Source organism: Streptomyces sp. NPDC007164 (assembly GCF_040634135.1).
Lineage (GTDB): Bacteria > Actinomycetota > Actinomycetes > Streptomycetales > Streptomycetaceae > Streptomyces > Streptomyces sanglieri.
The window spans coordinates 16988-40300 of record NZ_JBEYFB010000055.1; the positions used below are offsets into that span (position 1 = coordinate 16988).

A 23313-nucleotide genomic window follows, 5' to 3' on the forward strand; every position below is an offset into this window, starting at 1 on the left:
GACGGCCTCAACGACGGCCTCAACGGCGGGCCTCAACGACGGGCCTCAATTGCAGGCCTCAACGGCGGGCCCCGGGGGTCGCTTCTGCGCCGTTTCGACCGTTGTCACTCCGAGGACCTAATCTGTGCAGCGTGACTTCGCCTGCCTACACGGACAACGCTGCGCCCCAGCTCAGCGCGGGGCCGCGGCCCGCCCCGGGCCCGGCCGCCGACGAGGGGCTCTCGCGGCGGCTGCGGGCGCTCGCCTGCACGGCGCCGCTGCACGATCTCGATGTGCGCAAGGCGAATCTGGCCGGTGAGTACACGGTCTACGCGATGGCCGAGGTCGCGCTCGCCGCGATCGACCTCGTCACCCTCAACATGGACTTCGACACGGGTGCCGACCACGACCAGATAGTGACCAGACTGCTGCCCCGGGTCGCCGCCCAGGCCCCGCGCCGCCCCGTGGCCGAGCACGAACGGGTCGCCCGCTGGGTGCTGGAGAACCTGATCAACGTCGGCAGCGTGGACCGCGGATTCCGCGCCGTGTACGGCACCTTCGGCCCCGACGGGGTGTACGTCCGCCGCGACTACGACTTCAAGCTGATCGAAGAGGTCCCGGGATACGGCGGCACCGTCTACCTCCGGGCCACCGACGAAGCGGTCAACGTCCTGGTGGGCGCCCTCGACACGGACGTGACCAGCGCCCAGATCGCCGCCGAGGTCAAGCTGGAGGTCCTCATCAGCCGGGGCCGCCTCGCGGACGCCCAGCTCGCCGCCGAACAGGCCCGCTACCGCACCGTCCAGTACGCGGAGACCCTCCGCAAGACCCTGGAGGCCACCCGGCGCAACGTCCGCGCCGTCGACTGGCTCAACGCGGTGCCCGACATGATCGCCGAAGCCCTGGACCACGTGGCAGACCGCTACCGCCACGAGAACGCGATCCTCACCAACATCCGCAAGGCCCGTGACGAGGCGGAGGAGCCCGAGCACAAGCGCCGCGCCGCCGAGCTCGTGGACATCGTCAAGGACTGCATCCGCCGCCACACCCAGCTCCAGTCACGTCTGCTGGAGGCCGGGCCGCTGTTCCGCGCCGAGCAGGACCGGCAGGCGTTCGCCACCCCCACGGCCCGCACCGGCCTCGACCTGTACGGCCAGCTGGTCGCCCCGCTGCTGCCGCTCCCCGTCGAACAGGCGATCCGCGTCACCGACGCCTTCTTCGCCCACGGCACCGGACTGCGCACCCCCACGTCGGTACGGGTGGGCGACCTGGTCGACATGCTGCTCACCCCGCCCATGGAGCGGGAACACCTGGGCGCCGAGATGCCCGAACCCGACCTGATCGCCACCCCCGACGACAGCAGGTTCAGCGAGGAGCAGCTCGCGAGCGCCATGGAGCTCCTGGACCTGGAGCACGACGCCCCGCGCCGGCTCTCGGGCCTGCTCACCGAGGCCCGGCGCGGCGGCGATCCCGATCTGGCCTATCTCGTCGCCCTCCTCGCGGTGCACGCCGCGAGCCCGCCCGTCGGCACCGCCTACCGCCAGGGCGAGCAGCGGCTGCTGTTCTCCGTCGACGACGGCACACAGCTCGACGACCCGGAGTTCGGCGGCGCCGACCTGATCGTCGGCACGGCCCTGCTGGACGCGGCCGGAATGGCCGCGGACCGCACGGAGGCGTCATGACCGACGCCGCCCGCACCGCGCCGTGGACGCCGACCGGCACGGCCCGTACCGCGCGGCGGGCATCGACCCACTCGGCCCGCACCGCACGGCGGACACCGACCCGCCCGGCCCCCGCCGGGACACCTGCCACGGCCCCGGACCGGACCGCGCCGCCCGGGACGGCCCCCGCCAGAGCCGCCGCCCACCCCGTACCGAAGAGTTTCCGCAGCAAGGAGCGACCGTCGTGAGCGACCACCGCGCACAGCACGCCGACGCGTGGAGTGAGCCGACCGCCGCGTACGCGACCGAGGACACCGGCCCCGCCGACCCGGCGGCTCCCGCGGCCACGCCGTCCGTCACCCCGGCCGACGCGGCCGATGCCGCCCGGCTCGTCGCCTTCGGCCTGCAGCCCAAGCTGCTGCCCGCCCGCGACGCCGAATACGCCGACCTGCTCCGCCGCTACCGGGAGGAGACCGCGTTCGCCCGGCTCGCCGACGCCGTGGCGACCGGACTCGGCCTGGTCGTCCTGGAGGTGTCCACCCGGGCCGGCATGGCCGTCACCGCAGGTGAGGACTCGGTATTCGCCGTCCGCATGGGCGACTACGCCCGCCGCGCCTCCTCCGACTCCGCCGACCGCTTCCTGCACGGGCTCGCGCACCTCGCGGTCGCCGCGATGGCCTTCCCCCGCCCCGAGGACCTCGCCGACGACGCCTACATCGGCCGGATCACGGTCAACGGCGTCGACTCGTTCGTACGCCAGGCATGCCACCGCCTGGAGGAGCGCGCCGAGGAGCACGGGGACAACACCGACCCGGCCACCGACGCCCCCGGACTCGAAGCGGCCTGGCGGATCTACGCCCGGCGCAGCTCCACCGGAGCCACGAAGGACGCCCGCCGCCTGGCCGGCTCCACCACCGGCATCGTCGGCAAGGCCGTCGCCTTCCTCACCGACTCCGGCTTCCTCCAGCGCACCGGCGACGACGCCGGCGGAGCCTTCCGCACCACCGCCCGCTACCAGCTCCAGGTCCGCGACATGGCCGGCAGCGCCGCCATGGCCGAACTGCTCGAACTCGGAGTCGTACCGGTCACCGACGGCACGGCGACGCTGCTGCCGCCGCCCGACGCCGACGACCTGGAGCTGGCCGCCGACGCCGGTCTGCCCTTCCACGCCTGACCGGCCCGCCCCACCACCGCCTTCTCCCTCCCGCTGCCTGAACGACGAGAGTCCGCCGCCATGTACGAGCTGTCCCGGGTCCGCCTCTACTCCATCGGGCCTGCCGGTGCGCGCTACGCCGACACCGTGCTCGACCTGCGCTCAGTGGGCGAGCCCGTGCCCAACCCCGCGCCCGCCCAGGCGGAGTTCTTCGAGGAGGAGCCGGTCGGCCCGCCGCGCCGCCCCGCCCCCGCCGGCGTGCTCTTCCTGGAGAACGGCGGGGGCAAGTCGGTACTGCTGAAGCTGATCTTCTCGGTGATGCTGCCCGGACACCGCAACACCCTCGGCGGCGCCAGCTCCGGTGTGCTGCGCAAATTCCTGCTCGCCGACGACTGCGGGCATGTCGCCCTGGAATGGCAGCACACCCTCACCGGCGAGTGCGTGGTCGTCGGCAAGGTCAGCGAATGGCGCGGCCGGCAGGTCTCCAACGACCCCCGGAAGTTCGCCGAGGCCTGGTACTCCTTCCGGCCCGGCCCCGGCCTCAGCCTGGACTCCCTGCCGGTCGCCGAGGCCACCTCCGTACGCCGCCCAGCCGAAGGCGTCTCCGGCGCGCAGGGCAGACGGCGCACCATGAAGGGCTTCCGCGACGCCCTGACCGAGGCGGGCAAGTTCTACCAGCACCTCGATGTGCACTGGGAAGAGATCCACGACCGCTGGAACGAACACCTCGGAGACCTCGGGCTCGACCCCGAACTCTTCCGCTACCAGCGCGAGATGAACGCCGACGAGGGCGAGGCGGCGGGCCTCTTCGCGGTCAAGAAGGACTCCGACTTCACCGACCTGCTGCTCCGTGCCGTCACCGACACCCGCGACACCGACGGCCTCGCCGACCTGGTGAGCGGCTTCGGTAACAAGCTGGGCCGCCGCGCCGAACTGACCGCCGAGCGCGACTTCACGGCCGGCTCGGCCGATCTCCTCGGCCGGATCGTGGAGGCCGCCGGCACCCGTTCCCGCGCCCGGGACATCCATGCGGGCGCCGAACGCCGCACCCGTACGCTCGCCCGCAGGCTCTCCGCCCGCGCCCGCGAGGAACGCGGCCGGACCGCCGAACTGGCCCAGCAGGTGACGGGCGCCGCGCACACCGTCACCTCGGCCGAACAGGCCCGCGGCCGCAGCGCGTCGATCGCCGCCGAACTGGCCTACCGGCATGCCTCCCTGGCCCTGACCGCGGCGGAGAAGGGCGCCGCCGCCCAGCGCCGCGAACTGGTCGACGCACGCACCCTGCACTCCGCCTGGCAGGCCGCCGAGGCCGTACTGCGCCACCGCGCCGCCGCCGACCGCTCCGCCCGGGTGGCCGTCGCCATCCGCGAGGCGGAGCGGGACGCCGCGCCCGCGCTCGCCGCCCGCGCCAAGGCCGCCGCCGACCTCGTACAGGCACTGCACACCGCCGCCGAGGCCGGCGAGACCGTGGCCAACGAGGAGGAGGAGCGCTCCGACACCCTCCAGAGCGCGGGCGAGACCGCCCACCGGGACGCCACCACCGCCGCCACCGAGGCCCAGCGCGCCCGCAGCGAGGCCGGACACCTGCGCCAGCGCCTCGCCGAGGTCGAGCAGGAGACCGCGGAAGCGGTACGGGCCGGCTGGCTCGACGACACCGCGCCGGACGCCGACCCGGCCCGCGCCGCCCTCGCCGCCAGCGACGCGGAGCAGTCCGCCGTCGCCGCGTGGGACACCGCCAGGCAGGCCGCCCGCTCGGCGGCCGACGTGGCCAGGGAAGCCGCGGCCGCCGAGAGCCGTGCCGAACTCGCGGCGGCGCGGGCCGCCGACGCCGCACAGGCCGCGGAACAGTCGTACGAGGCCGAGCTCAGGACCACCGAGTCGATCGCCGCCGACCACCGGCTGGCCGACCTGCTGGGCCTGCCCACCGCCCACGGCACCGGCGTGCCCCGCCCCCGCAGCGGCGCGGCCGGAACGGACCGGGACGGCGCCGAGGACACCGGGACCGACGCCGACAACGGCCCGGCCACCCCCGACCTACGGGCCACAGCGGAAGCAGGTGGCCGGCCGGGCGAGGCCGGCGGGCCCGTCCAGGCGGCCCACGGCGCACACACCGTCACGGCCGAACAGGCCACCGCCCCCGAACAGCCGCTCACCGCCCAGGAACTCGACCGCAGCGCCGACGAACTGCGTGAGCTGCTCGACCAGTCCATCGCCTCCGCCGAGCGCCGCCTCTTCGAACTGCGCACGGCGGCCGCCGACGACTCCCGCATCCTCGGCGCCCTCGGCGACGGCGGACTGCTGCCGCCCGGCCCCGACGTCCTCGCCACCGTCGAGTACCTCGGGGAGCACGGCATCCCCGCGCTGCCCGGCTGGCGCTACCTCGCCCAGGCCGTCGACCCCGCCGACCACGCGGCCGTCCTCGCCGCCCGCCCCGAGCTCGTCGACGGCGTGGTCATCACCGACCCCGACTCGCACGCCCGCGCCCGCGAGGCCCTCAGCGGCGCCGCACTGCTGCCGCGCTCCGCGGTCGCCGTCGGCACCGCCGCCGCGCTGCTCGCCCCCGTCCCCGCCGCCGGCACCGGTTCGGCGGCGAACACCGAAGGAGTGTTCCTCGTCCCGCCGAACCCGGCGATGCACGACGAACTCGCCGCCGACGAAGAGCGCCAGGCGCTCAGGAGCCGGACCGCCACCCGCGACGAGGACATCCGCACCCTCGCGGCCCGCCTCACCGCCGACCGTTCGCTGGCCGCCCGCATCGGTTCCTGGCGGGCCGACTGCCCGCCCGGAATGCTCGCCGAGCTCGCCGGGGCCGCGGACACCGCCCGCACGGCGGCGGAGACCGCCGAGGCCGAGCTCGCCGAGGCCCGTACGGTGCGCGCCGAGGCGGACGAGGCCGCCGCGGACACCGCCCGCGTCCGTGAGGAGCGCCAGGAGGCCGCCCAGCGGGCCCGCCGCGCCGCCGACGCCCTCGCGGGGCTCGCGTACCGGCTCCGCGAACGCGCGGGCTGGCAGGTGAAGCTCCGCGAACTCGTCGACGAGGCGGCCGAGTCCGAGGCCCGTGCCACCGTCTGCCTGGAGCGGGCCCGCGCCGCCGACGAGGACCGCAGGGCCGCCCAGCGCGCCGCCGACGACGCCCGCCGCACCGCCCGCGCCCTGCGTGCCGAACGGGCGGAGATCGCCGGCGCCCCCGAGCACCTCCCGGAGCCCGGGGACGACGGCCCGCGCCCCGCACTCCCCGCGCTGCGCGAGGCGTACCGGGCGGCGTCCCAGCTGTACGAGAAGGTCGGCGTGGGCGCCGATCTGCGCGCCGAGCAGGCCCGCGCGGAGAGCGACGAGAGCGCCGCCCTCGCCGAGCTGGACCGGCTCACCAACAAGGTCCGCACCCGCGCCGCCCAGCTCCTCGAAGGCACCGACGGCGCGGACGGCCCCTCCCGGCAGGCGGCCGCCGCACGGGCCGAGTCCCTGGTCCAGCTCCTGGAGACCAGGGCCTCCACCGCGAGCGAGCAGCTGGGCCGGCTCCGCGGCGAGGCCGAGCGACTGGCCCCGGCCGACGGCGAGTCCCGCCACACCGAACTTCCCGAAGAGCTGGTCCCCGCCGACGCCGAGCGGGCCCAGGCCCTCCTGCGCACCGCCACGGCCGAACTGGCCGCCGCCACCGCCACCCTGGACACCGCCCGCGCCGCCCACGCCGAGCTGCTGCACGCCCACCGCACCGCCGAGGACTCGGCAGGCGGCTTCGACGAGACGGCCGCCCTCCTGCGCGACCTGCTCCGGGACCACGGCGCGGACGACGACACCGAGGCCCCCGAGCCGTATCCGGGCAGCCTCGACGAGGCCCGGCAGTCCGCGGCCGAGTCCCGCCGCTCCCTGCGCGGCTGCGCCACCGAGCTGTCCGCCGCCGAGAGCGCCGTACGCGAAGCGAGCGACGTCCTCGTCCGGCACGCCAACTCCACGCGCTACGAACAGGTCCGCACCCCCGCCCGTCAGCAGATCCGCGAGCTGCCGGCCGCCGCGCTGCCCGAGCACGCCGAGAAGTGGGCCGCGGCCTTCGCGCCCCGGCTGAGGGTGCTCACCGACGAGCTGGCCCAGCTGGAGCGCAACCGCGATTCCATCGTCGACCGGCTCCGCGGCCTGGTGGAGTCCGCGCTCACCACCCTGCGCTCCGCCCAGCGGCTCTCCCAGCTCCCGGAGGGCCTGGGGGAGTGGTCGGGCCAGGAATTCCTCCGCATCCGCTTCGAGGAACCCGACCAGGCGACCCTCACCGAACGGCTCGGAGAGGTCGTCGACGAGGCGACCCGCGCCGCGCTGAAGAAGAACTCCGACCTGCGCAGGGACGGCATGTCCCTGCTGCTGCGCGGTGTGCAGGCGGCGCTGGAGCCCAAGGGCATCGCCGTGGAGATCCTCAAGCCGGACGCGGTGCTGCGCGCCGAGCGTGTCCCGGTCGGACAGATGGGCGACGTCTTCTCCGGCGGCCAGCTGCTCACCGCAGCCATCGCGCTGTACTGCACGATGGCCGCGCTGCGCAGCAACGACCGGGGCCGTGACCGGCACCAGCACCGGCACGCGGGCACGCTCTTCCTGGACAACCCCATCGGCCGCGCCAACGCCACCTATCTGCTGGAGCTCCAGCGCGCGGTGTCGGACGCCCTGGGCGTACAACTCCTCTACACGACCGGACTGTTCGACACCACGGCGCTCGCCGAATTCCCGTTGGTCATCCGGCTGCGCAACGACGCGGATCTTCGTGCCGGGCTGAAGTACATCAGCGTGGAGGAGCATCTGCGCCCCGGACTGCCGCAGCAGGACCCGAACGGTGAGACGGTGCACGGCGAGATCACCGCCACCCGCATGTTCAAGCGCGCCGTCACATCCCCCGGCACCGCCCCGGCTCCCGCCGACGAATAGGCGCGGGAGCGCGCGGAAACCCGCGAGAACACACGGCGCGACGGCACTCGGATCCGGGGGCACCGGGCCCGGGGGCGCCCAGGCCCGACGGCGGCTCAGGCCCGCGAGAGGCCTTCCGCGCCCCGGCGGCGTATCCGCGCCTCGTCCCGCTGCGCGGTCCGTGCCGCCCGCCGCGCCCTGCGGCGCTCACGGCGCAACTGCCGCGCCGAACTGCTCGGCACCGAAACCACGCCGTTGCGCTGGTTCCAGACCTGCCGGGTCACCCACACATCCAGCACCGACCAGGTCGCGACCACGGTACTGCCCACACTGCTCAGCACCATCGGGAAAGCCGGCCAGGACCCGGTCAGCGTGCACAGGAACGCCACCATCGCCTGGATGATCGTCAGCGACATGATGAGAACGGCACGCACGGCGGACCTGCGGACCGGGTCCGGCATCCGCCGCCGTGTCGCGGGCTCTTCCACCCACAGCTGCTGGCGCGGGATCTTCGCCCCGCCCACCGCTGCCGAGTTCGCCGGCGCGGCCGGTGCCGACGGCACCGCGCCCCGACGCTGTTCCGTCTTCAAGGCTCTCAACTCCCCACCACTGTCCGACTTCAGGGTTGCTGCCCGGCATGCGCCGTTTCTACGCGGGCTGATCGGACCGTCCTGCCTCACGACCCCTGCCCCGCGTCGCCCACCCCGCGGATCGCGCACGGCGACCCACCACCATGATCCCGCCTGACCGGCCCCGGCTCTCCCCGTGTTACCCCTGCCTCGTACAGAGAGACGAGTGAACGGCCGTGAAGATTCCCCCGAACCGTCGCGAAGCGAAGGAATCCAGCCAACTGCCCTACCGAACAGAATGAAGCCCTGCCAGGTCTCTTCTGCCGCTTTCGCGAATTTCATTGCCCGGAATACCAGGACAACCCATGACCAACACCGGACAGCGCGGCCGAAAATCGTCCGGACGTCCCTTCGAGTTGCTACTCCGTCAGTAGTAGGCTCGCGCCGTTTATTGACGGAACACGACCCCCGCCCCCGCGGGGTCGAGCTGGGGGAGTCCATGCGCTTTCGCGGAAAGTCCATCCGCAGGAAGATCGTGGCGTTGCTGCTGGTGCCGCTCATCTCCCTCACCGCGCTCTGGGGATTCGCCACATTCCTGACGGGACGCGAGGCCGGTCACCTGCTGAGCGCCGGCACCCTGGTGGAGAAGGTCGGCCATCCGCTGGAGGACACCGTCCGGGCCATCCAGAACGAGCGCCGCCAGACCCTGGTCTTCCTCGCCGACCCCAGGGCCTCCAACGCCCTCCCGCTCCTGCAGCGCCAACGGGCGGCCACCGACCGCGTCCTTGCCGGTGTCAAGGACAGCGCCCGGCAGCAGGACATCCGCGACGCGCTGAGCTCCGACGACGACACTCAGCTGAATTCGATCCTCGGCACGGTCGAGGGCCTCGGCGCGCTCCGCGAATCGGTCGACCGGCGCACCATCGACCGCTCCAAGGCGATGGAGTTCTACGGTCGCCTCATAGATCCCTGCTATCGCTTCCTGACCGGACTCCGCACGATGGAGAACGTGTCGATGGACAAGCAGGTCCGCGCACTGGTCGGCATCTCACGAGCCCGCGAAATGCTCTCCCGCGAAGACGCCCTGGTCGCCTCGTCACTCATCGCCGGACGGCTCACCGCCGCCGAACTGCGCCAGATATCCGATCTCGTGGCCAATCGAAAGCTGCTCTACGAGATCAACGTGGACGCGCTTCCCGCCGCGGAGCGCCAGCGCGTGGAGCGGTACTGGGCGAGTCCGGACAGCGAACCGCTGCGGACGGCGGAGAAGACCCTCATCGAGGGCGGCCCCACCCAGGACCCGCGCGCCGTCGACGCCGAACGCTGGCAGGAGGCCGCCCCGCCGGTCCTGGAGCGGCTGGCCAACGACTCCACGGAGATGAACAACCGCTTCCAGGACCGCGGCAAGCCCGCCGGATACAGCGTCCTGATCAAGGCCGGCATCGCGGGCGTCCTCGGCTTCCTCGCCCTGATCGCCTCGGTGTTCGTCTCCGTACGCATCGGCCGTGAACTGATCCGGGACCTCTCCCGGCTCCGCAAGGACGCCCACGAGGTCTCCGGCGTACGGCTGCCGAGCGTGATGCGCCGGCTCGCCGCCGGAGAGCAGGTCGACGTCGAGACGGAAGCCCCGCACCTCCAGTACGAGCGGGACGAGATCGGCCAGGTCGGCCAGGCCCTCAACACCCTGCAACGCGCGGCCGTCGAGGCCGCCGTCAAGCAGGCGGACATGCGGCGCGGCGTCTCCGAGGTCTTCGTCAATCTCGCCCGCCGCAACCAGGTGCTGCTGCACCGGCAGCTGACGCTCCTGGACACCATGGAGCGCCGCACCGAGAACACCGACGAACTCGCGGACCTCTTCCGCCTCGACCACCTGACCACCCGCATGCGACGCCACGCCGAGGGCCTGGTGATCCTCTCCGGCGCGGCCCCGTCCCGCCAGTGGCGCAAGCCGATCCAGCTGATGGACGTGGTGCGGGCGGCGGTCGCCGAGGTCGAGGACTACGAACGGATCGAGGTCCGCCGACTGGCCCGGATCGGGGTGGGCGGCCCCGCCGTCGCCGACCTCACCCACCTGATCGCCGAACTCCTGGAGAACGCGACCGTGTTCTCGCCCCCGCACACAGCGGTCCAGGTGCTCGGCGAACGCGTCGCCAACGGCTTCACGCTCGAAATCCACGACCGCGGCCTCGGCATGACGCCCGACGTCCTCCTGGACGCCAACCTCAGGCTCGCCGAGACCCCCGAGTTCGAGCTGTCCGACACCGACCGGCTCGGCCTGTTCGTGGTCAGCCGTCTCGCCCAGCGCCAGAACGTCCGCGTCTCGCTGCAGATCTCTCCGTACGGTGGCACGACCGCCGTCGTCTTCATCCCGGCGGCGCTGCTCACCGACGCCCCGGACACCCACGGCACCGGGTTCCGCCTCGACCGCCGGGCCGAGCGGGCGATCGGCAGCGGTGGCCGGGCGGCCGGTGACGCCTCCGGGAGCGGCCAGGACCGCAGGGACGGCGCGGCCGACCGCCGGGCGGGCGGCAGGCCCTCCGGCCTCGCCCCCGTTCCGACCGGCCTGGTCGACCCGGCCCTCCTGGACGGGCCCGTCGAGCTCGAAGGACCCGTCGGAGCCCTGGGCTTCGAGGGCGACACCGTGCTCGACCCGCTGCTCGAACCCCTGCTGGGCGGCGCCTCCGACCTCGACGACACCGAGAGCGAACGCGGCGGCATCTTCCGCTCCCGCGACCTCCGGCGCGACGCCGACCGCGAACAGCACCAGCAGGCGACGGACCAGGACGCGGAGTCGCAGGCCGGCGTACGGCCGATACGCCCGGGCGGTCCGGTGCCGCTGCCCCGCCGCAAACCGCCGACCCTGGTCGCCGACAACGGCCGCCGGGTCGACGAGGCTGGCCGCGCCCACCCCACGGCCGCCGAGCGGGACGCCCCGCAGGGCCCCGCCGGCCCGGGCGGGTCCGGCACCGGCCCCACGCCCACCGAACCCCGGCAGCCCACCGGCTTCCGGAGACCCACCGAGCCCGCCACACCCGAGCAGTCCGCCTCCCCCGGGGCCCCGAGCACCCGGGAGACCATCGGCGGTCTGCCCCGCCGCATCCGGCAGGCCAGCCTCGCCCCGCAATTGCGCGAGGACTCGGCCGTCCGCGATCCCGAGCCGGCCCGTACGGAACCGGACCAGGACTTCGAACGTGATGCGGAAGAGGTGCGCAGCCGCATGGCTTCGCTCCAACGCGGCTGGCAGCGCGGCCGTCGGCAGAACGCCGAGGACGTGACCGGCCCCGGTGAAACAGCACAAGGAACCACTCCGGGAGGGGACGGTCGATGACCGCACCGAACGTCGCAGCAACCAACGCCGCACGCCAGGGCTCCGGCCAGCTCAACTGGCTCCTCGACGAACTCGTCGAACGCGTCGCCAGCATCCACAAGGCGCTGGTGCTCTCCAGTGACGGCCTCGCCACCGGCACGTCGAAGGACCTGACCCGCGAGGACAGCGAACACCTGGCGGCCGTGGCCTCCGGATTTCACAGCCTCGCCAAGGGCGTCGGGCGGCACTTCGACGCGGGCCGGGTCCGCCAGACCGTCGTCGAACTCGACGAGGCGTTCCTCTTCGTCACGGCGGCCGGTGACGGCAGCTGTCTCGCGGTGCTGGCCGACGCCGACTCGGACGTCGGCCAGGTCGCGTACGAGATGACGCTGATGGTCAAGCGCGTCGGCGCCCATCTGGCCAACGCACCCCGGACGACCGGTCTGTCCGCCGGGGGGTGAGTGGACGGTGAGCGCTGACTCCTCCAGATCTCCGGCAACGCCCACCGACCCGCAGGCCTCGCGCTGGTACGACGCCGATGCGGGACCGGTGGTCCGTCCGTACGCGATGACCCGGGGCCGAACCAGCAGCGCCTCCCGCCATCGTCTCGACCTGATCGCGATCGTCGTCCCCGAACTCGAGGCGGACGATCCCGGCAGGGACCAGACGCTCTCCCCGGAACACGTGGAGATCGTCGAACTCTGCAGTGGCATGCCCCAGTCGATCGCCGAGCTCGCGGCCGGCCTGGACCTCCCCGTCGGGGTGGTCCGGGTCCTGGTCGGCGACCTCGTCGAGGACGAGCTGGTACACGTAACCCGTCCCGTTCCGCCGGCCGAGCTGCCGGACGTGAACATTCTTCGCGAGGTGATCAATGGCCTTCGGGCGCTCTAGCCGCAAGAAGCGGCCCGTTGAGCCCGTTACCCTGAAAATCCTGGTGGCGGGCGGATTCGGAGTGGGCAAGACGACTCTGGTGGGCGCGGTCAGCGAGATCAGGCCGCTGCGCACGGAGGAACGACTCAGCGAGGCGGGCCGTCCGGTGGACGACCTGGCGGGCGTGGAGGCGAAGACCACCACCACGGTGGCCATGGACTTCGGCCGGATCACCCTGCGCGAGGACCTGGTGCTGTACCTCTTCGGCACCCCGGGGCAGGACCGCTTCTGGTTCCTGTGGGACGAACTGGCCCAGGGCTCGCTCGGCGCCGTCGTGCTCGCGGACACCCGGCGGCTGGAGGACTGCTTCGCGGCGGTCGACTACTTCGAACGCCGGGCCATTCCGTTCACCGTCGCCGTCAACTGCTTCGAGGGGGCCGACGAGTTCCCCGTCGAGACGGTGCAGGCGGCGCTGGACCTGGACCCGGAGGTGCCCGTGCTCATGTGCGACGCGCGCGACCGCGGCTCCGTACGGGACGTACTGGTGGGCGTCGTCGAGCATGCCGTGGCCCGCGAGGAACGCGTCCGCGAGCCCGTCGTCACGTAACGGCCGTTCCGTGCGCGACACGGCCCGTGCCCCCGCCGACCGGGGTACGGGCCGCGCGTCGTCGTGTCACTGGGCGATGAGTTTTCTCCCGCCGCGACGGACCGTCAACACTCCTGGCAGCACCCGTTGTCGGCCAGCCACCCGGCGGCGATCGCGGCCAGCTCCCGGTCGCGTCCCGCCAGCATCATCCGGATCATCTGCACATCGCCGCGAAGCGACCAGGCGGGATGCCCGAAGGTGGCCGGATTGTTCTTCTCGATCAGGAAATGCGCGGGCCAGGCGGTCCCGTACCCGATCAACGGCAACGCGGCCAGGTACCGCTTGCGCCCCCGTGCCAGCCCGTAGGCGCTGACCGCGAGCCCGGTCAGGGTGCCGGTCAGATGGACCCACCGGGTCGCGGCCCTGGAGTGCATCGCCACGTAGTAGGGCCAGAACTCCTCGTACGAATCGAACGTCTGCTGTGACATACGGGCACCGTAGTAGTTCGGACCGCAACCGGAAACGGCCGATCCGCGTCGGAGAAGAAGAAGCGGACGGCCGGGGCCCACGGGGGTGGTCCCGGCCGTCCGCCTCTTCGCACCCGTGTCAGTGGCCCGCGACGGAGCGCCGGGCCACCGGGAAGTCGAAATAGGTGTCCGGGAACAGTTCGGGCTTGAAGGTGTAGTGCCACCATTCCTCGGCCAGATTCACGAAGCCGGCGTCCGTGAGCGTCCTCTTCAGGAATTGCCGATGGGTGCGCTGCTCGCCCCGGATGCGCGGGTCATTGGTGTGGGAGAGCGTGTCGAAGCAGTCGAAACCGGTGCCCATGTCCACGGAGTTGTCCGGGAACCGCTCGGCCGCGGGTGCGTAGCAGGGCACCTGCGGGTCACCCGGCCGGTACGGCGGGGTCGGCGCGGCAGGCAGCCTCACCAGCGTCAGATCGACCGTGCTGCCGCGGCTGTGCCCGGACTTCTCCGCGATGTAGCCGTCCGAGAACAGCCGCGTCTTGTCGACCCGGGGGTAGAACTCTCCCTTCATGGCCTCGTCGTCGAGGTCCTTCGCCCAGCGCACGAAGTGGTCCACGGCCCGCTGCGGCCGGTAGCAGTCGTACACCTTCAGCGAGTAGCCCCGGCGCAGCAGCCGGGTCTGCGCGTGGTGCAGCGCCCGGGCCGCGGGCCGGGTCAGGATGCAGAGCGGATCGCGGTAGCCGTCGACCGGTACGCCCATGAAGTCGTGGGCGGTGGGGTAGCGCATCTCCTGGATGATCGTCGGATCCACCGAACTCAGCGCCACGAACTCCTCCGGCGCCTTCGGTTCGGGCCTCGCACCGGCGGCCGGGGCGGCGGCGGTGACGGCGAGCAGGGCGGCGGCGGTGGCCGCCAGGACACGGAGAGCGGAAGCAAGACCTGTCATGAGCACATAATCCAGCAGTACGGGGGAGTCCGCCGGAGGATCCGGTACAGTCCGCGCGTGTCCGCACCCAGGAGCAACCCCGAGAAACCGGCCAAGGACTCGCACTGCGGCAGCTGCGGAGCGCCCTGGACCACAACCGTCACCTGGCCCCGCACCTGCACGGCCTGCGGCAGCACCGCCTACCGCAACCCACTGCCGGTCGCCGTGGCCCTTCTCCCCGTCACCGACCGGGACGGCACCGGTCTCGTGGTGATCACCCGCACCATCCCGCCCCACCCCGGCGCCCTCGCCCTCCCCGGCGGCCACATCGACCACGACGAGGACTGGAAACACGCCGTCGTACGGGAACTGGGCGAGGAGACCGGCATCACGGCCGACGAACGGGACGTCCGCCTCGCCGACGCCCTCAGCGCCCCGGACGGCCACCTGCTCCTCTTCGGCCTCCTCCCACAACGCCCGGCGACCGCGCTCCCGCCCTCCCGGCCCACCGACGAGACGGCCGGCTTCCGACTGCTCCGGACACCCGCCGAGCTGGCCTTCCCCCTGCACACCCGCGCCGTCCGCACCTGGTTCGACGGCGGCTACCGCTGACCGGAAGCAGGCACCGCGCGCCCGGCCGAGAGCCGGGCCCCGAGAAGCGCACCCCCGCCGGAGGGGCGCTCCCCCGACGGGCCGCTACAGACCACGCACCCGCACCGGAAGGGCCACCGCCCCCTCCTTACCCTCCCGGCCCTCCCGTTCGACCACGACCCGCCCGTCCACCAACCGCGACGTGTACCGCTCGACCTCCGCCCGCTCCCAGCCGTCACCGGCGTCCCGGACCACCGGCCCGCTCCCGCTGCGCCCCGCCGCCGGAGCCCACACCTCCAGCTCCACACCACCGTCCGCACCCCGCACCGGCAGCACCGAACCCGCCCGCGCCAGCACCGGCACCCGCGACAGCGGCGCATCGAGCAACACCTGCCCCGGCCCCTCGTACACCTCACCGGTCGCCGTGTCGTACCAACGCCCCCGCGGCAACCGCACCGCCCGGCGATCCGCGCCGGGCTCCAGCACCGGAGCCACCAGCAGCGCGTCGCCCAGCAGAAACGCGTCCTCGCACTCCCGCAGCGCCCGGTCCCCGGGCGCACGCCACCACAGCGGCCGCACGTACGGGGCGCCGGTCAGCCCGGCCAGCCGCGACAGCGTCACGAAGTACGGGTGCAGCCGCTCCCGCTCCACCAGCGCCGCCCGCGCGTGCTCCAGCACCTGGGGCCCGAACTCCCACGGCTCCCGCCGCCCCGCGTCGATCGCCGCATGGGTACGGAACAACGGCAGATACGCACCCAGCTGGAACCACCGCAGATACAGCTCCGGCGATGGCGACCCGTCGAAACCGCCCACATCGGGCCCCGAGTACGGCACCCCGCACAGCCCCAGCCCCAGCACCAGCGCCAACGAGGCCCGCAGCCCCGGCCAGCCGGTCTCCACATCACCGGACCAGGTCCCCCCGTAACGCTGCATCCCCGCCCAGCCGGATCGCGAGAACAGGAACGGACGCTCCTCGGGCCGCAGCCGGCGCAGCCCCTCGTACCCGGCCCGCGCCATGGCCAGCGCGTAGACGTTGTGGGCCTCGCGGTGATCACCGCCGCGGCCCTCCAGCGAGTGCCGCGCCGACCGGGGCAGCGACGGATCACCGAACGCGGCGAACGACACCGGCTCGTTCATGTCGTGCCACACACCCGAGAACCCCTGCGCCAGCCGCTCCTCGTACAGACCGCCCCACCACTCCCGCACCCGCGGATCGGTGAAGTCCGGGAACACGCACTCGCCCGGCCACACCTCCCCGCGCACCACCCGCCCCCGCGCGTCCCGGACGAAAGCGCCGCGTTCCCCGACCGCCGCCCCCGCGTCGAACACCGCGTCCCCCGGCTCCGCCGCCACCGCGGGATCGACGATCGACACCAGCCGCACACCGTCCTCCCGCAACTCCTTCGCCAGGCCCGGCAGATCGGGGAAACGCTCCCGGTCGACGGTGAACACCCGGTGCTCGTCGTAGTGGTCGATGTCCAGATGCAGTACGGACAGCGGCAGCCCGCGCTCCCGGTACCCGGCGACCACCCGCCGCACCTCCCGCTCGCTCCCGAACCCCCACCGGGCGTGCTGCGGACCCAGCGCCCAGGACGGCGGCACCGCCGGAGCACCCGTCAGAGCCGTCCAGCCCTGCAGCACCCGGGCCGGCGTACCCGCCACCACCCAGCAGCGCAACGGCCCCCCGTCCATCCGCACCTCGCACGCCCCGGGCCGGTCGTGCCCCGAGCCCGCCCCCTCCTCGCCCTCCCGCAGCGTCACCCGCCCCGACCAGGTGTTGTCGTGGAACACCAGATGCGTCCCCGCGTCACAGACCACGAGCTGCACCGGCATCGTCAGATACAGCGGATCGTCACCCGGACCGAAACGCCCACCCGGATCGGTGTTCCACAGGCCGTACACACCGTCCCGCAGCCGTGGTCCCGAGGCCCGGCCCCCGAGCCCGAAGAACCGCGCGTCCGCCGGAACCTCGGAACGCTGCACCCACCGGGCACCACCCCCCGCCACCGGCTCCCACCAGCGCGGCGGCAGCTCGCGCCGGAGCACCACCCCGCCCGGCGTACGCAGCTCCACGGCCCCGTGCCGCGACACCGCGACGGTCAGCCGCTCCGACACCACCTGCCAGCCGCCGTCCTTGTCCGGCTCCAGCACTGCCCGCGGATCCGGCTCGGGCGCCGCACCGGGCAGCGCGTACGACGGCAACGGCTCCGCCCCGTCCCAGCCCCAGAACACCGCACCGCCCACCGCCACCCGCACCCGCAACTCCGAACGGGCGAACCGCACCACACCCCCGCCCGGCTCCGGCGCCGCCCCCACCACGAGGCCGGGCACCCGCGCCCGCTCCGCACCACGCCGGGGCAGCGCCCGCGCATCCGCACTGCGGCGCCGCCAGGACGAGCGCACCGAGCGCAGTCCCCGCACCGAACCGACCATCTTCACCGAGCGCACCAGGTCACGACCGTCCATGCAGCTCAGCCTGCCATCCGGCGGGGCGGAGGAGGGCTTCGTTCAACTTCCGTTCACCCGTGGCCGGACCACATGTCCGGACACCCGGGCATGGGTGGTGAACCCTGGTGCGAAAGACGATCACATGGCATCGTCCGTAAAAGCCGCCTCACGCGCACACCCCAGCACGTGTGCGCGGGCCCACGCCCATCCCGCGTACCCGGACAGTCAGGGAGCCGCCCCATGACCGCAGCAGCCAACGAAGCTCCCCTCTGGCAGCCCGGCCCCGACCGCATCGCGGCCGCCGCCGTCACCCGCTTCCAGAGCTGGGCGGCCCAGCGCTACGGAGCCCCGGCCGAGGGCGGCTACCCGGCGCTGCACCAGTGGTCCGTCGACGAACTCGACACCTTCTGGCAGGCCGTCGCCGACTGGTTCGACGTACGGTTCTCCACCCCGTACGAGACCGTCATCGCCGACCGCACCATGCCCGGCGCCCAGTGGTTCCCCGGCGCCACCCTCAACTACGCCGAGCACGCGCTGCGCACCGCCGAGGACCCCCTGCGCGCGGACGCCCCCGCCCTGCTCCACGTCGACGAGACCCACACCCAGATCCCCGTCTCCTGGTCCGAACTCCGCCGCCGCGTCGGCTCGCTCGCCGCCGAACTCCGCACCCTCGGCGTCACCCCCGGCGACCGCGTCAGCGGCTACCTCCCCAACATCCCCGAGGCCGTCGTCGCCCTCCTCGCCACCGCCGCCGTCGGCGGCGTCTGGACGTCCTGCGCCCCGGACTTCGGCGCCCGCAGCGTCCTCGACCGCTTCCAGCAGGTCGAACCCGTGGTCCTCTTCACGGTCGACGGCTACCGCTACGGCGGCAAGGAACACCACCGCGCAGAAACCGTCGCGGAACTGCGCCGCGAACTCCCCACCCTGCGCGCTGTCGTCCACATCCCGCTGCTGGGCACCGAGGCCCCCGAGGGCGCCCTCGAATGGTCCGCCCTCACGTCCGCCGACACCGAGCCGGTCTTCGAACAGGTCCCCTTCGACCACCCGCTCTGGGTGCTCTACTCCTCCGGCACCACCGGGCTCCCCAAGGCGATCGTCCAGTCCCAGGGCGGCATCCTGCTGGAACACTTCAAGCAGATCGGCCTGCACTGCGACCTCGGCCCCGAGGACCGCTTCTTCTGGTACACCTCCACCGGCTGGATGATGTGGAACTTCCTCGTCTCCGGCCTCCTCACCGGAACCACCCTCGTGCTCTACGACGGAAGCCCCGGATACCCCGACGTCAGCGCCCAGTGGCGCGTCGCCGAACAGACCGGGGCGACCCTCTTCGGTACCTCGGCCGCCTATGTCATGGCCTGCCGCAAGGCCGGCATCCACCCGGGCCGCGACCTCGACCTCTCGCGCGTCCAGTGCGTCGCCACCACCGGCTCCCCGCTCCCGCCCGACGGCTTCCGCTGGCTCCACGACGAGGTCGCCGCCGACCTGTGGATCGCCTCTGTCAGCGGCGGCACCGACGTCTGCAGCTGTTTCGCCGGCGCGGTCCCCACCCTCCCCGTACACATCGGCGAACTCCAGGCCGCCTGCCTCGGCACCGACCTCCGCTCCTGGGACCCCGCGGGCGAACCGCTCATCGGCGAGGTCGGCGAGCTCGTCGTCACCGCGCCCATGCCGTCCATGCCCATCCGGTTCTGGAACGACCCCGACGGCAGCCGGTACCACGACAGCTACTTCGACATGTACCCCGGCGTCTGGCGCCACGGCGACTGGATCACCCTCACCGAACACGGCTCGGTCATCATCCACGGCCGCTCCGACTCCACCCTCAACCGCCAGGGCGTACGGATGGGCTCCGCCGACATCTACGAGGCGGTGGAACGGCTCCCCGAGATCCGCGAATCCCTCGTCATCGGCCTCGAAGAGCCCGACGGCGGCTACTGGATGCCGCTCTTCGTCCACCTCGCCGACGGTGCGCGGCTCGACGACGCGCTGCGCGACAGCATCAAGCGGACCATCCGGGAGAACCTCTCCCCGCGCCACGTCCCGGACGAGGTCATCGAGGTCCCCGGCATCCCGCACACCCTCACCGGCAAGCGCATCGAGGTCCCGGTCAAACGCCTGCTGCAGGGCACGGCCCTGTCCAAGGCGGTCAACCCCGGCTCGATCGACAACCTCGAACTCCTCCACTTCTACGAGGACCTCGCCCGCAAGCGTCACTGACCGTCTCCGACCGTCCCGTTGTCAGTGCCCCTGATTACTCTGAGTGAGCAATGATCGACAGCGCACTTGGGGGAGTCATGGCGCACATCAGGAACACCGGGGACAGCAGGCACGGCGGATACCGCCGGTCCGGCACAACCATGCGACGCACGCTGCGCCGCGAAGCACCCAGCACCATCGGCCTCCTGGCCGACGAGCAGGACTTCGCGGCGATGCGGCGCTACCGCACCTTCGCCTTCGACAACCACACCGTCTATCTCCAGCAGGTCGAATCACTGCTGAAGTCCCTCTCCGCACAGGGCATGCACGCCACGGTCGCGCTCTTCGACCCGGAGGAGTACGCGGAATACTGCGCCGAGTCGGGACTCGCTCCCGACGCCCAGGCCAGCCGCAGCCGCTTCACCGCCGAAATCGCCGCCACCGGTGCCACCGTCGCGTACACCGGACAACCCATCGACACCCTGATCCCACTCCTGGTCAACCGGGCCGTCCGCCGGGCCACCTGGGAGTACGCCACGATGATCCTGGCCGGCCTCGGCGAATGCGCGGACTGCGGCAAGGACGTCGGCCACGCCGCCTTCGACCGGGCCTCGCACCTGCTGCTCCGCATGCTGGAGACGGCCGGCCCGGGCACCCACCACCTGGTCTGCAGCACCCCCACCGACAACGAGAACCTGCTCGCCGTCCTGCACACCGAACGGGACAGCACCGGCCCGGCCCGGCTCGAAACGGAGGAGGGGGCGGAGTTTGTCACGGTGCTCGCCGTGGGCATCGCCCTCGAAAAGCCCGGGGGAGTCGTACTCCGAACGAGCCGCCCCGGCGCCCAGGACCGGGTGCACGGCTGGCGACTGACCCGCGGCGACCTGGCCCCGCTCAGCGCCGGTGAGGTCTTCAGCGCCTACTGCACCGACGCCGACACCGGAGAACCGGTCGCCCCGGAGTCACACGTGGAGTACTGCGCAGGCTTCGACCTCGGCGCGGACGCACCCGAATCGCACCACTGACAGGCCGAAGGGGCTCCCCGCCACCATCGGCGGAGAGCCCCTTCACCACAGCACGCCGCGGGACTACTCGCCCGACAGCACCACCTGAGCCGCGACCCGCGCCTCCTCGGCGGAGTCCGCCGCACGAGCGGCGGAAGCGGCACGCTCGCACTGCGCGAGCGTGTACTTCGCCAGCGTGGCGCGGACATAAGGGATGGACGCGGCGCCCATCGACAGCGACGTCACACCCAGCCCCGTCAGGACACAGGCCAGCAGCGGATCGGAGGCGGCCTCGCCACAGACACCACAGCTCTTGCCCTCGGCCCGGGCCGCCTCGGCCGACAGCGCCACCAGATCGAGCAGCGCGGGCTGCCACGGGTCCTGCAACCGCGACACCGCACCCACCTGACGGTCGGCGGCGAAGGTGTACTGCGCCAGGTCGTTGGTCCCCAGCGAGAGGAACTCCACCTCCCGCAGGATCGAACGCGCCCGCAGCGCGGCGGACGGAATCTCCACCATCGCACCGAACTTCGCCTGCAGACCGGTCTGACGGCAGGCGTCGGCGAAGGCCTTGGCATCCGCACGGTCCGCCACCATCGGCGCCATGACCTCAAGGTGGACCGGCAGCCCCTGCGCCGCCTTCGACAGCGCGGTCAACTGGGTACGCAGCACATCGGGGTGGTCCAGCAGACTGCGCAGCCCGCGCACACCCAGCGCCGGGTTCGGCTCGTCCGCCGGAGTCAGGAACTCCAGCGGCTTGTCGGCCCCGGCATCCAGCACCCGTACGACGACCCGCCCCTCGGGGAACGCCTCCAGCACCGCCCGGTACGCCGCGACCTGCTTCTCCTCGGACGGCGCCTGCTTGCTGTCGTCGAGGAACAGGAACTCGGTACGGAACAGCCCCACGCCCTCCGCACCGGCCTCGACCGCCGCCGGTACGTCGCCGGGCCCGCCGACGTTGGCGAGCAGCGGGACCTTGTGACCGTCGGAGGTCGCACCCGGACCGGACGAGGCCGACAGCGCGGCCTTGCGCGCGGCGGCGGCACTCTCCATCTCCGCACGCTTCTCGGCGCTCGGCTCGACGAAGATTTCACCGGTGCTGCCGTCCACGGCGATGACCGTGCCCTCGGCCAGCTCACCGGCACCGGGGAGCGCCACCACGGCGGGCACCCCGAGCGCCCGGGCGAGAATCGCGCTGTGACTGGTCGGCCCGCCCTCCTCGGTCACGAAGCCGAGCACCAGAGCCGGGTCGAGCAGCGCGGTGTCGGCGGGCGCCAGGTCCCGCGCGATCAGTACGTAGGGCTCGTCGCTGTCCGGCACACCGGGCATCGGCACCCCGAGCAGCCGGGCCACGATCCGGTTGCGTACGTCGTCGAGGTCGGCGACGCGCCCCGCCAGGTACTCCCCGGCATTGGCGAGCAGCGCCCGGTACGCGGCGAACGCGTCGTAGACACCCCGCTCGGCGGTGCTGCCGACGGCGATACGCCGTTCCACGTCGGCCATCAGCTCCGGGTCCTGGGCCATCATGGCCTGGGCCTCGAGCACGTGCTGAGCCTCGCCACCGGCCAGGTTGCCGCGCGCGATCAGATCGGCCGCCACGGCTTCCACGGCCTGCCGGGCGCGCCCCTGTTCGCGCTCGGCCTCCTCGGCGGGGATCTGCTTGGCCGGCGGTTCGAGCACCGCCGTACCCATATGACGCACCTCGCCGATCGCCACCCCGTGGCTCACGCCGACGCCTCGCAGCGTTGTCTCCATTTCACCCGTCTCCGGTCGTGCGGCGGCCGGTGCCCCCGCGGTGGATATCCAGTCGGCTGTCATCGAGCCGGATCCGTCACTGCCAGCCGAACAAGGTGTCGCCGACCTTCACGTCGCCGTCCTCGCGTACGTCGGAGAGGGATTCGGCGGTGGCTTCCAGCGCGACGACCGGGCACACGGGCGACTTGCCGGCCGCCTCGACGGCCGCGGGGTCCCAGCGCACGACGCCCTGGCCACGGGTGACCGTGTCACCCTTGTTCACGAGCAGCTCGAATCCCTCGCCGTTGAGCTGAACGGTGTCGATGCCGAGGTGCGTGAGCACCCCGTGCCCGGACTCGTCCACGACGACGAAGGCGTGCGGGTGCAGGGAGACAATGATGCCGTCGACCGGCGACACCGCCTCCGACGGCTCACGCACGGGATCGATGGCGGTTCCAGGACCCACCATCGCGCCGGAGAAGACCGGATCCGGTACCGCAGCGAGCCCGGTGGCACGTCCGGCAAGAGGGGACGTCACAGTGGTCATGGGGAGCCTCCCAGGGGTGGAGCTTGATCGGCGCCGTCACAGCCTGTGGGCGACGGCGTGCTGTTCAGCAGCGTAAGTCATAAGAAGTCCCGGTTCCGCCGGAGTACTAGCGGTTCACGGCCTTAGGGGCACACCGGAAACGATTTGCCTCGACTCTCGGTGACCTGTACTGTCGTACTCCTGCCTGACCCCAACGCGACTTTGAGTCGGGGGTCGGCGGCGACTTTTAAGCCCTGACTCTAACCCGGACTCGGCACCTGCATGCCTGCAGGAGTTGGTCAAGGAAAGCGAAAAGGACTGATAGAGTCGGACTCGCCGGAAAGGGAAACGCGAAAGCGAAGAACTGGAAAGCGAAAAGCAGGATCCCGCTTCGACCGGGAATCGGACACGAA

General features: G+C 72.6%; 17 protein-coding genes. 11 read left to right on the plus strand and 6 right to left on the minus strand.

Features of this window, described 5'->3' with window-relative positions; all coding sequences use genetic code 11:
• The first annotated feature begins 131 nt into the window (after nucleotides 1-131).
• From ABZ622_RS36385 to ABZ622_RS36400, 4 genes are read left to right on the plus strand one after another with little or no spacing between them, the layout of a single operon-like run.
• Nucleotides 132-1661, plus strand: coding sequence for a hypothetical protein (locus ABZ622_RS36385; protein ID WP_360550766.1), 1530 nt, complete (start codon nucleotides 132-134; stop codon nucleotides 1659-1661).
• Nucleotides 1658-1888: a hypothetical protein gene (locus ABZ622_RS36390; protein ID WP_360550768.1), complete on the plus strand. Its 231-nt coding sequence runs from the start codon at nucleotides 1658-1660 to the stop codon at nucleotides 1886-1888. Before ABZ622_RS36385 ends, ABZ622_RS36390 begins: the two co-directional genes overlap by 4 nt.
• Nucleotides 1885-2814 carry a hypothetical protein gene (locus ABZ622_RS36395; RefSeq protein ID WP_360550770.1) on the plus strand — a complete coding sequence of 310 codons (930 nt, stop codon included), beginning with the start codon at nucleotides 1885-1887 and terminating at the stop codon, nucleotides 2812-2814. The genes ABZ622_RS36390 and ABZ622_RS36395 overlap by 4 nt, the downstream gene beginning before the upstream one ends.
• Nucleotides 2815-2874: 60 nt before the next feature.
• Nucleotides 2875-7698 carry a hypothetical protein gene (locus ABZ622_RS36400; RefSeq protein ID WP_360550772.1) on the plus strand — a complete coding sequence of 1608 codons (4824 nt, stop codon included), beginning with the start codon at nucleotides 2875-2877 and terminating at the stop codon, nucleotides 7696-7698.
• A 95-nt stretch (nucleotides 7699-7793) separates the two neighbouring features.
• On the opposite strand, the gene ABZ622_RS36405 is transcribed toward ABZ622_RS36400, so the two are convergent.
• The gene (locus ABZ622_RS36405) at nucleotides 7794-8201 is read right to left on the minus strand and encodes a hypothetical protein (protein WP_360550798.1); all 408 of its coding nucleotides are present in this window, start codon (nucleotides 8199-8201) and stop codon (nucleotides 7794-7796) included.
• Between the two features lie 544 nt (nucleotides 8202-8745).
• Between ABZ622_RS36405 and ABZ622_RS36410 the strand changes: the two genes are divergently transcribed.
• Genes ABZ622_RS36410 through ABZ622_RS36425 form a run of 4 tightly spaced genes read left to right on the plus strand, consistent with a single transcriptional unit; the run spans nucleotide 8746 to nucleotide 13030 of the window.
• Nucleotides 8746-11574, plus strand: coding sequence for a nitrate- and nitrite sensing domain-containing protein (locus ABZ622_RS36410; RefSeq protein ID WP_360550774.1), 2829 nt, complete (start codon nucleotides 8746-8748; stop codon nucleotides 11572-11574).
• Complete coding sequence (locus tag ABZ622_RS36415; protein ID WP_072489357.1) at nucleotides 11571-12014, plus strand: roadblock/LC7 domain-containing protein; 444 nt, start codon at nucleotides 11571-11573, stop codon at nucleotides 12012-12014. The genes ABZ622_RS36410 and ABZ622_RS36415 overlap by 4 nt, the downstream gene beginning before the upstream one ends.
• Nucleotides 12015-12021: 7 nt before the next feature.
• Nucleotides 12022-12444: a DUF742 domain-containing protein gene (locus ABZ622_RS36420; protein ID WP_360550776.1), complete on the plus strand. Its 423-nt coding sequence runs from the start codon at nucleotides 12022-12024 to the stop codon at nucleotides 12442-12444.
• Entirely contained in the window at nucleotides 12425-13030 is a 606-nt protein-coding gene (locus tag ABZ622_RS36425) for an ATP/GTP-binding protein (RefSeq protein ID WP_360550778.1), read from the plus strand. Before ABZ622_RS36420 ends, ABZ622_RS36425 begins: the two co-directional genes overlap by 20 nt.
• 104 nt (nucleotides 13031-13134) lie before the next feature.
• Here ABZ622_RS36425 and ABZ622_RS36430 read toward each other — a convergent pair whose 3' ends face one another.
• Together ABZ622_RS36430 and ABZ622_RS36435 are read right to left on the minus strand one after the other, a co-directional pair.
• Complete coding sequence (locus ABZ622_RS36430) at nucleotides 13135-13497, minus strand: DUF962 domain-containing protein (RefSeq protein ID WP_360550780.1); 363 nt, start codon at nucleotides 13495-13497, stop codon at nucleotides 13135-13137.
• Between the two features lie 118 nt (nucleotides 13498-13615).
• Nucleotides 13616-14422 (minus strand): M15 family metallopeptidase, encoded by an 807-nt coding sequence (locus ABZ622_RS36435; protein ID WP_360550782.1) that lies wholly within the window; start codon nucleotides 14420-14422, stop codon nucleotides 13616-13618.
• A 57-nt stretch (nucleotides 14423-14479) separates the two neighbouring features.
• Here ABZ622_RS36435 and ABZ622_RS36440 point away from each other — a divergent pair, with 57 nt between their 5' ends.
• Nucleotides 14480-15013: an NUDIX domain-containing protein gene (locus tag ABZ622_RS36440; protein ID WP_360550784.1), complete on the plus strand. Its 534-nt coding sequence runs from the start codon at nucleotides 14480-14482 to the stop codon at nucleotides 15011-15013.
• A gap of 84 nt (nucleotides 15014-15097) precedes the next feature.
• Here ABZ622_RS36440 and ABZ622_RS36445 read toward each other — a convergent pair whose 3' ends face one another.
• Nucleotides 15098-17458, minus strand: a complete 2361-nt coding sequence (locus tag ABZ622_RS36445) for a glycoside hydrolase family 31 protein (RefSeq protein WP_360550786.1) — start codon at nucleotides 17456-17458, stop codon at nucleotides 15098-15100.
• Between the two features lie 222 nt (nucleotides 17459-17680).
• Between ABZ622_RS36445 and ABZ622_RS36450 the strand changes: the two genes are divergently transcribed.
• Both ABZ622_RS36450 and ABZ622_RS36455 read left to right on the plus strand, forming a co-directional pair.
• Nucleotides 17681-19657, plus strand: a complete 1977-nt coding sequence (locus ABZ622_RS36450) for an acetoacetate--CoA ligase (RefSeq protein WP_360550788.1) — start codon at nucleotides 17681-17683, stop codon at nucleotides 19655-19657.
• A 77-nt stretch (nucleotides 19658-19734) separates the two neighbouring features.
• Nucleotides 19735-20661 (plus strand): hypothetical protein, encoded by a 927-nt coding sequence (locus ABZ622_RS36455; RefSeq protein WP_360550790.1) that lies wholly within the window; start codon nucleotides 19735-19737, stop codon nucleotides 20659-20661.
• A gap of 63 nt (nucleotides 20662-20724) precedes the next feature.
• Here the strand turns inward: ABZ622_RS36455 and ptsP are convergent, their stop codons facing one another.
• The gene (ptsP, locus tag ABZ622_RS36460) at nucleotides 20725-22395 is read right to left on the minus strand and encodes a phosphoenolpyruvate--protein phosphotransferase (RefSeq protein WP_360550792.1); all 1671 of its coding nucleotides are present in this window, start codon (nucleotides 22393-22395) and stop codon (nucleotides 20725-20727) included.
• A gap of 76 nt (nucleotides 22396-22471) precedes the next feature.
• Complete coding sequence (locus ABZ622_RS36465) at nucleotides 22472-22921, minus strand: PTS glucose transporter subunit IIA (RefSeq protein ID WP_360550794.1); 450 nt, start codon at nucleotides 22919-22921, stop codon at nucleotides 22472-22474.
• Between the last annotated feature and the right edge of the window lie 392 nt (nucleotides 22922-23313).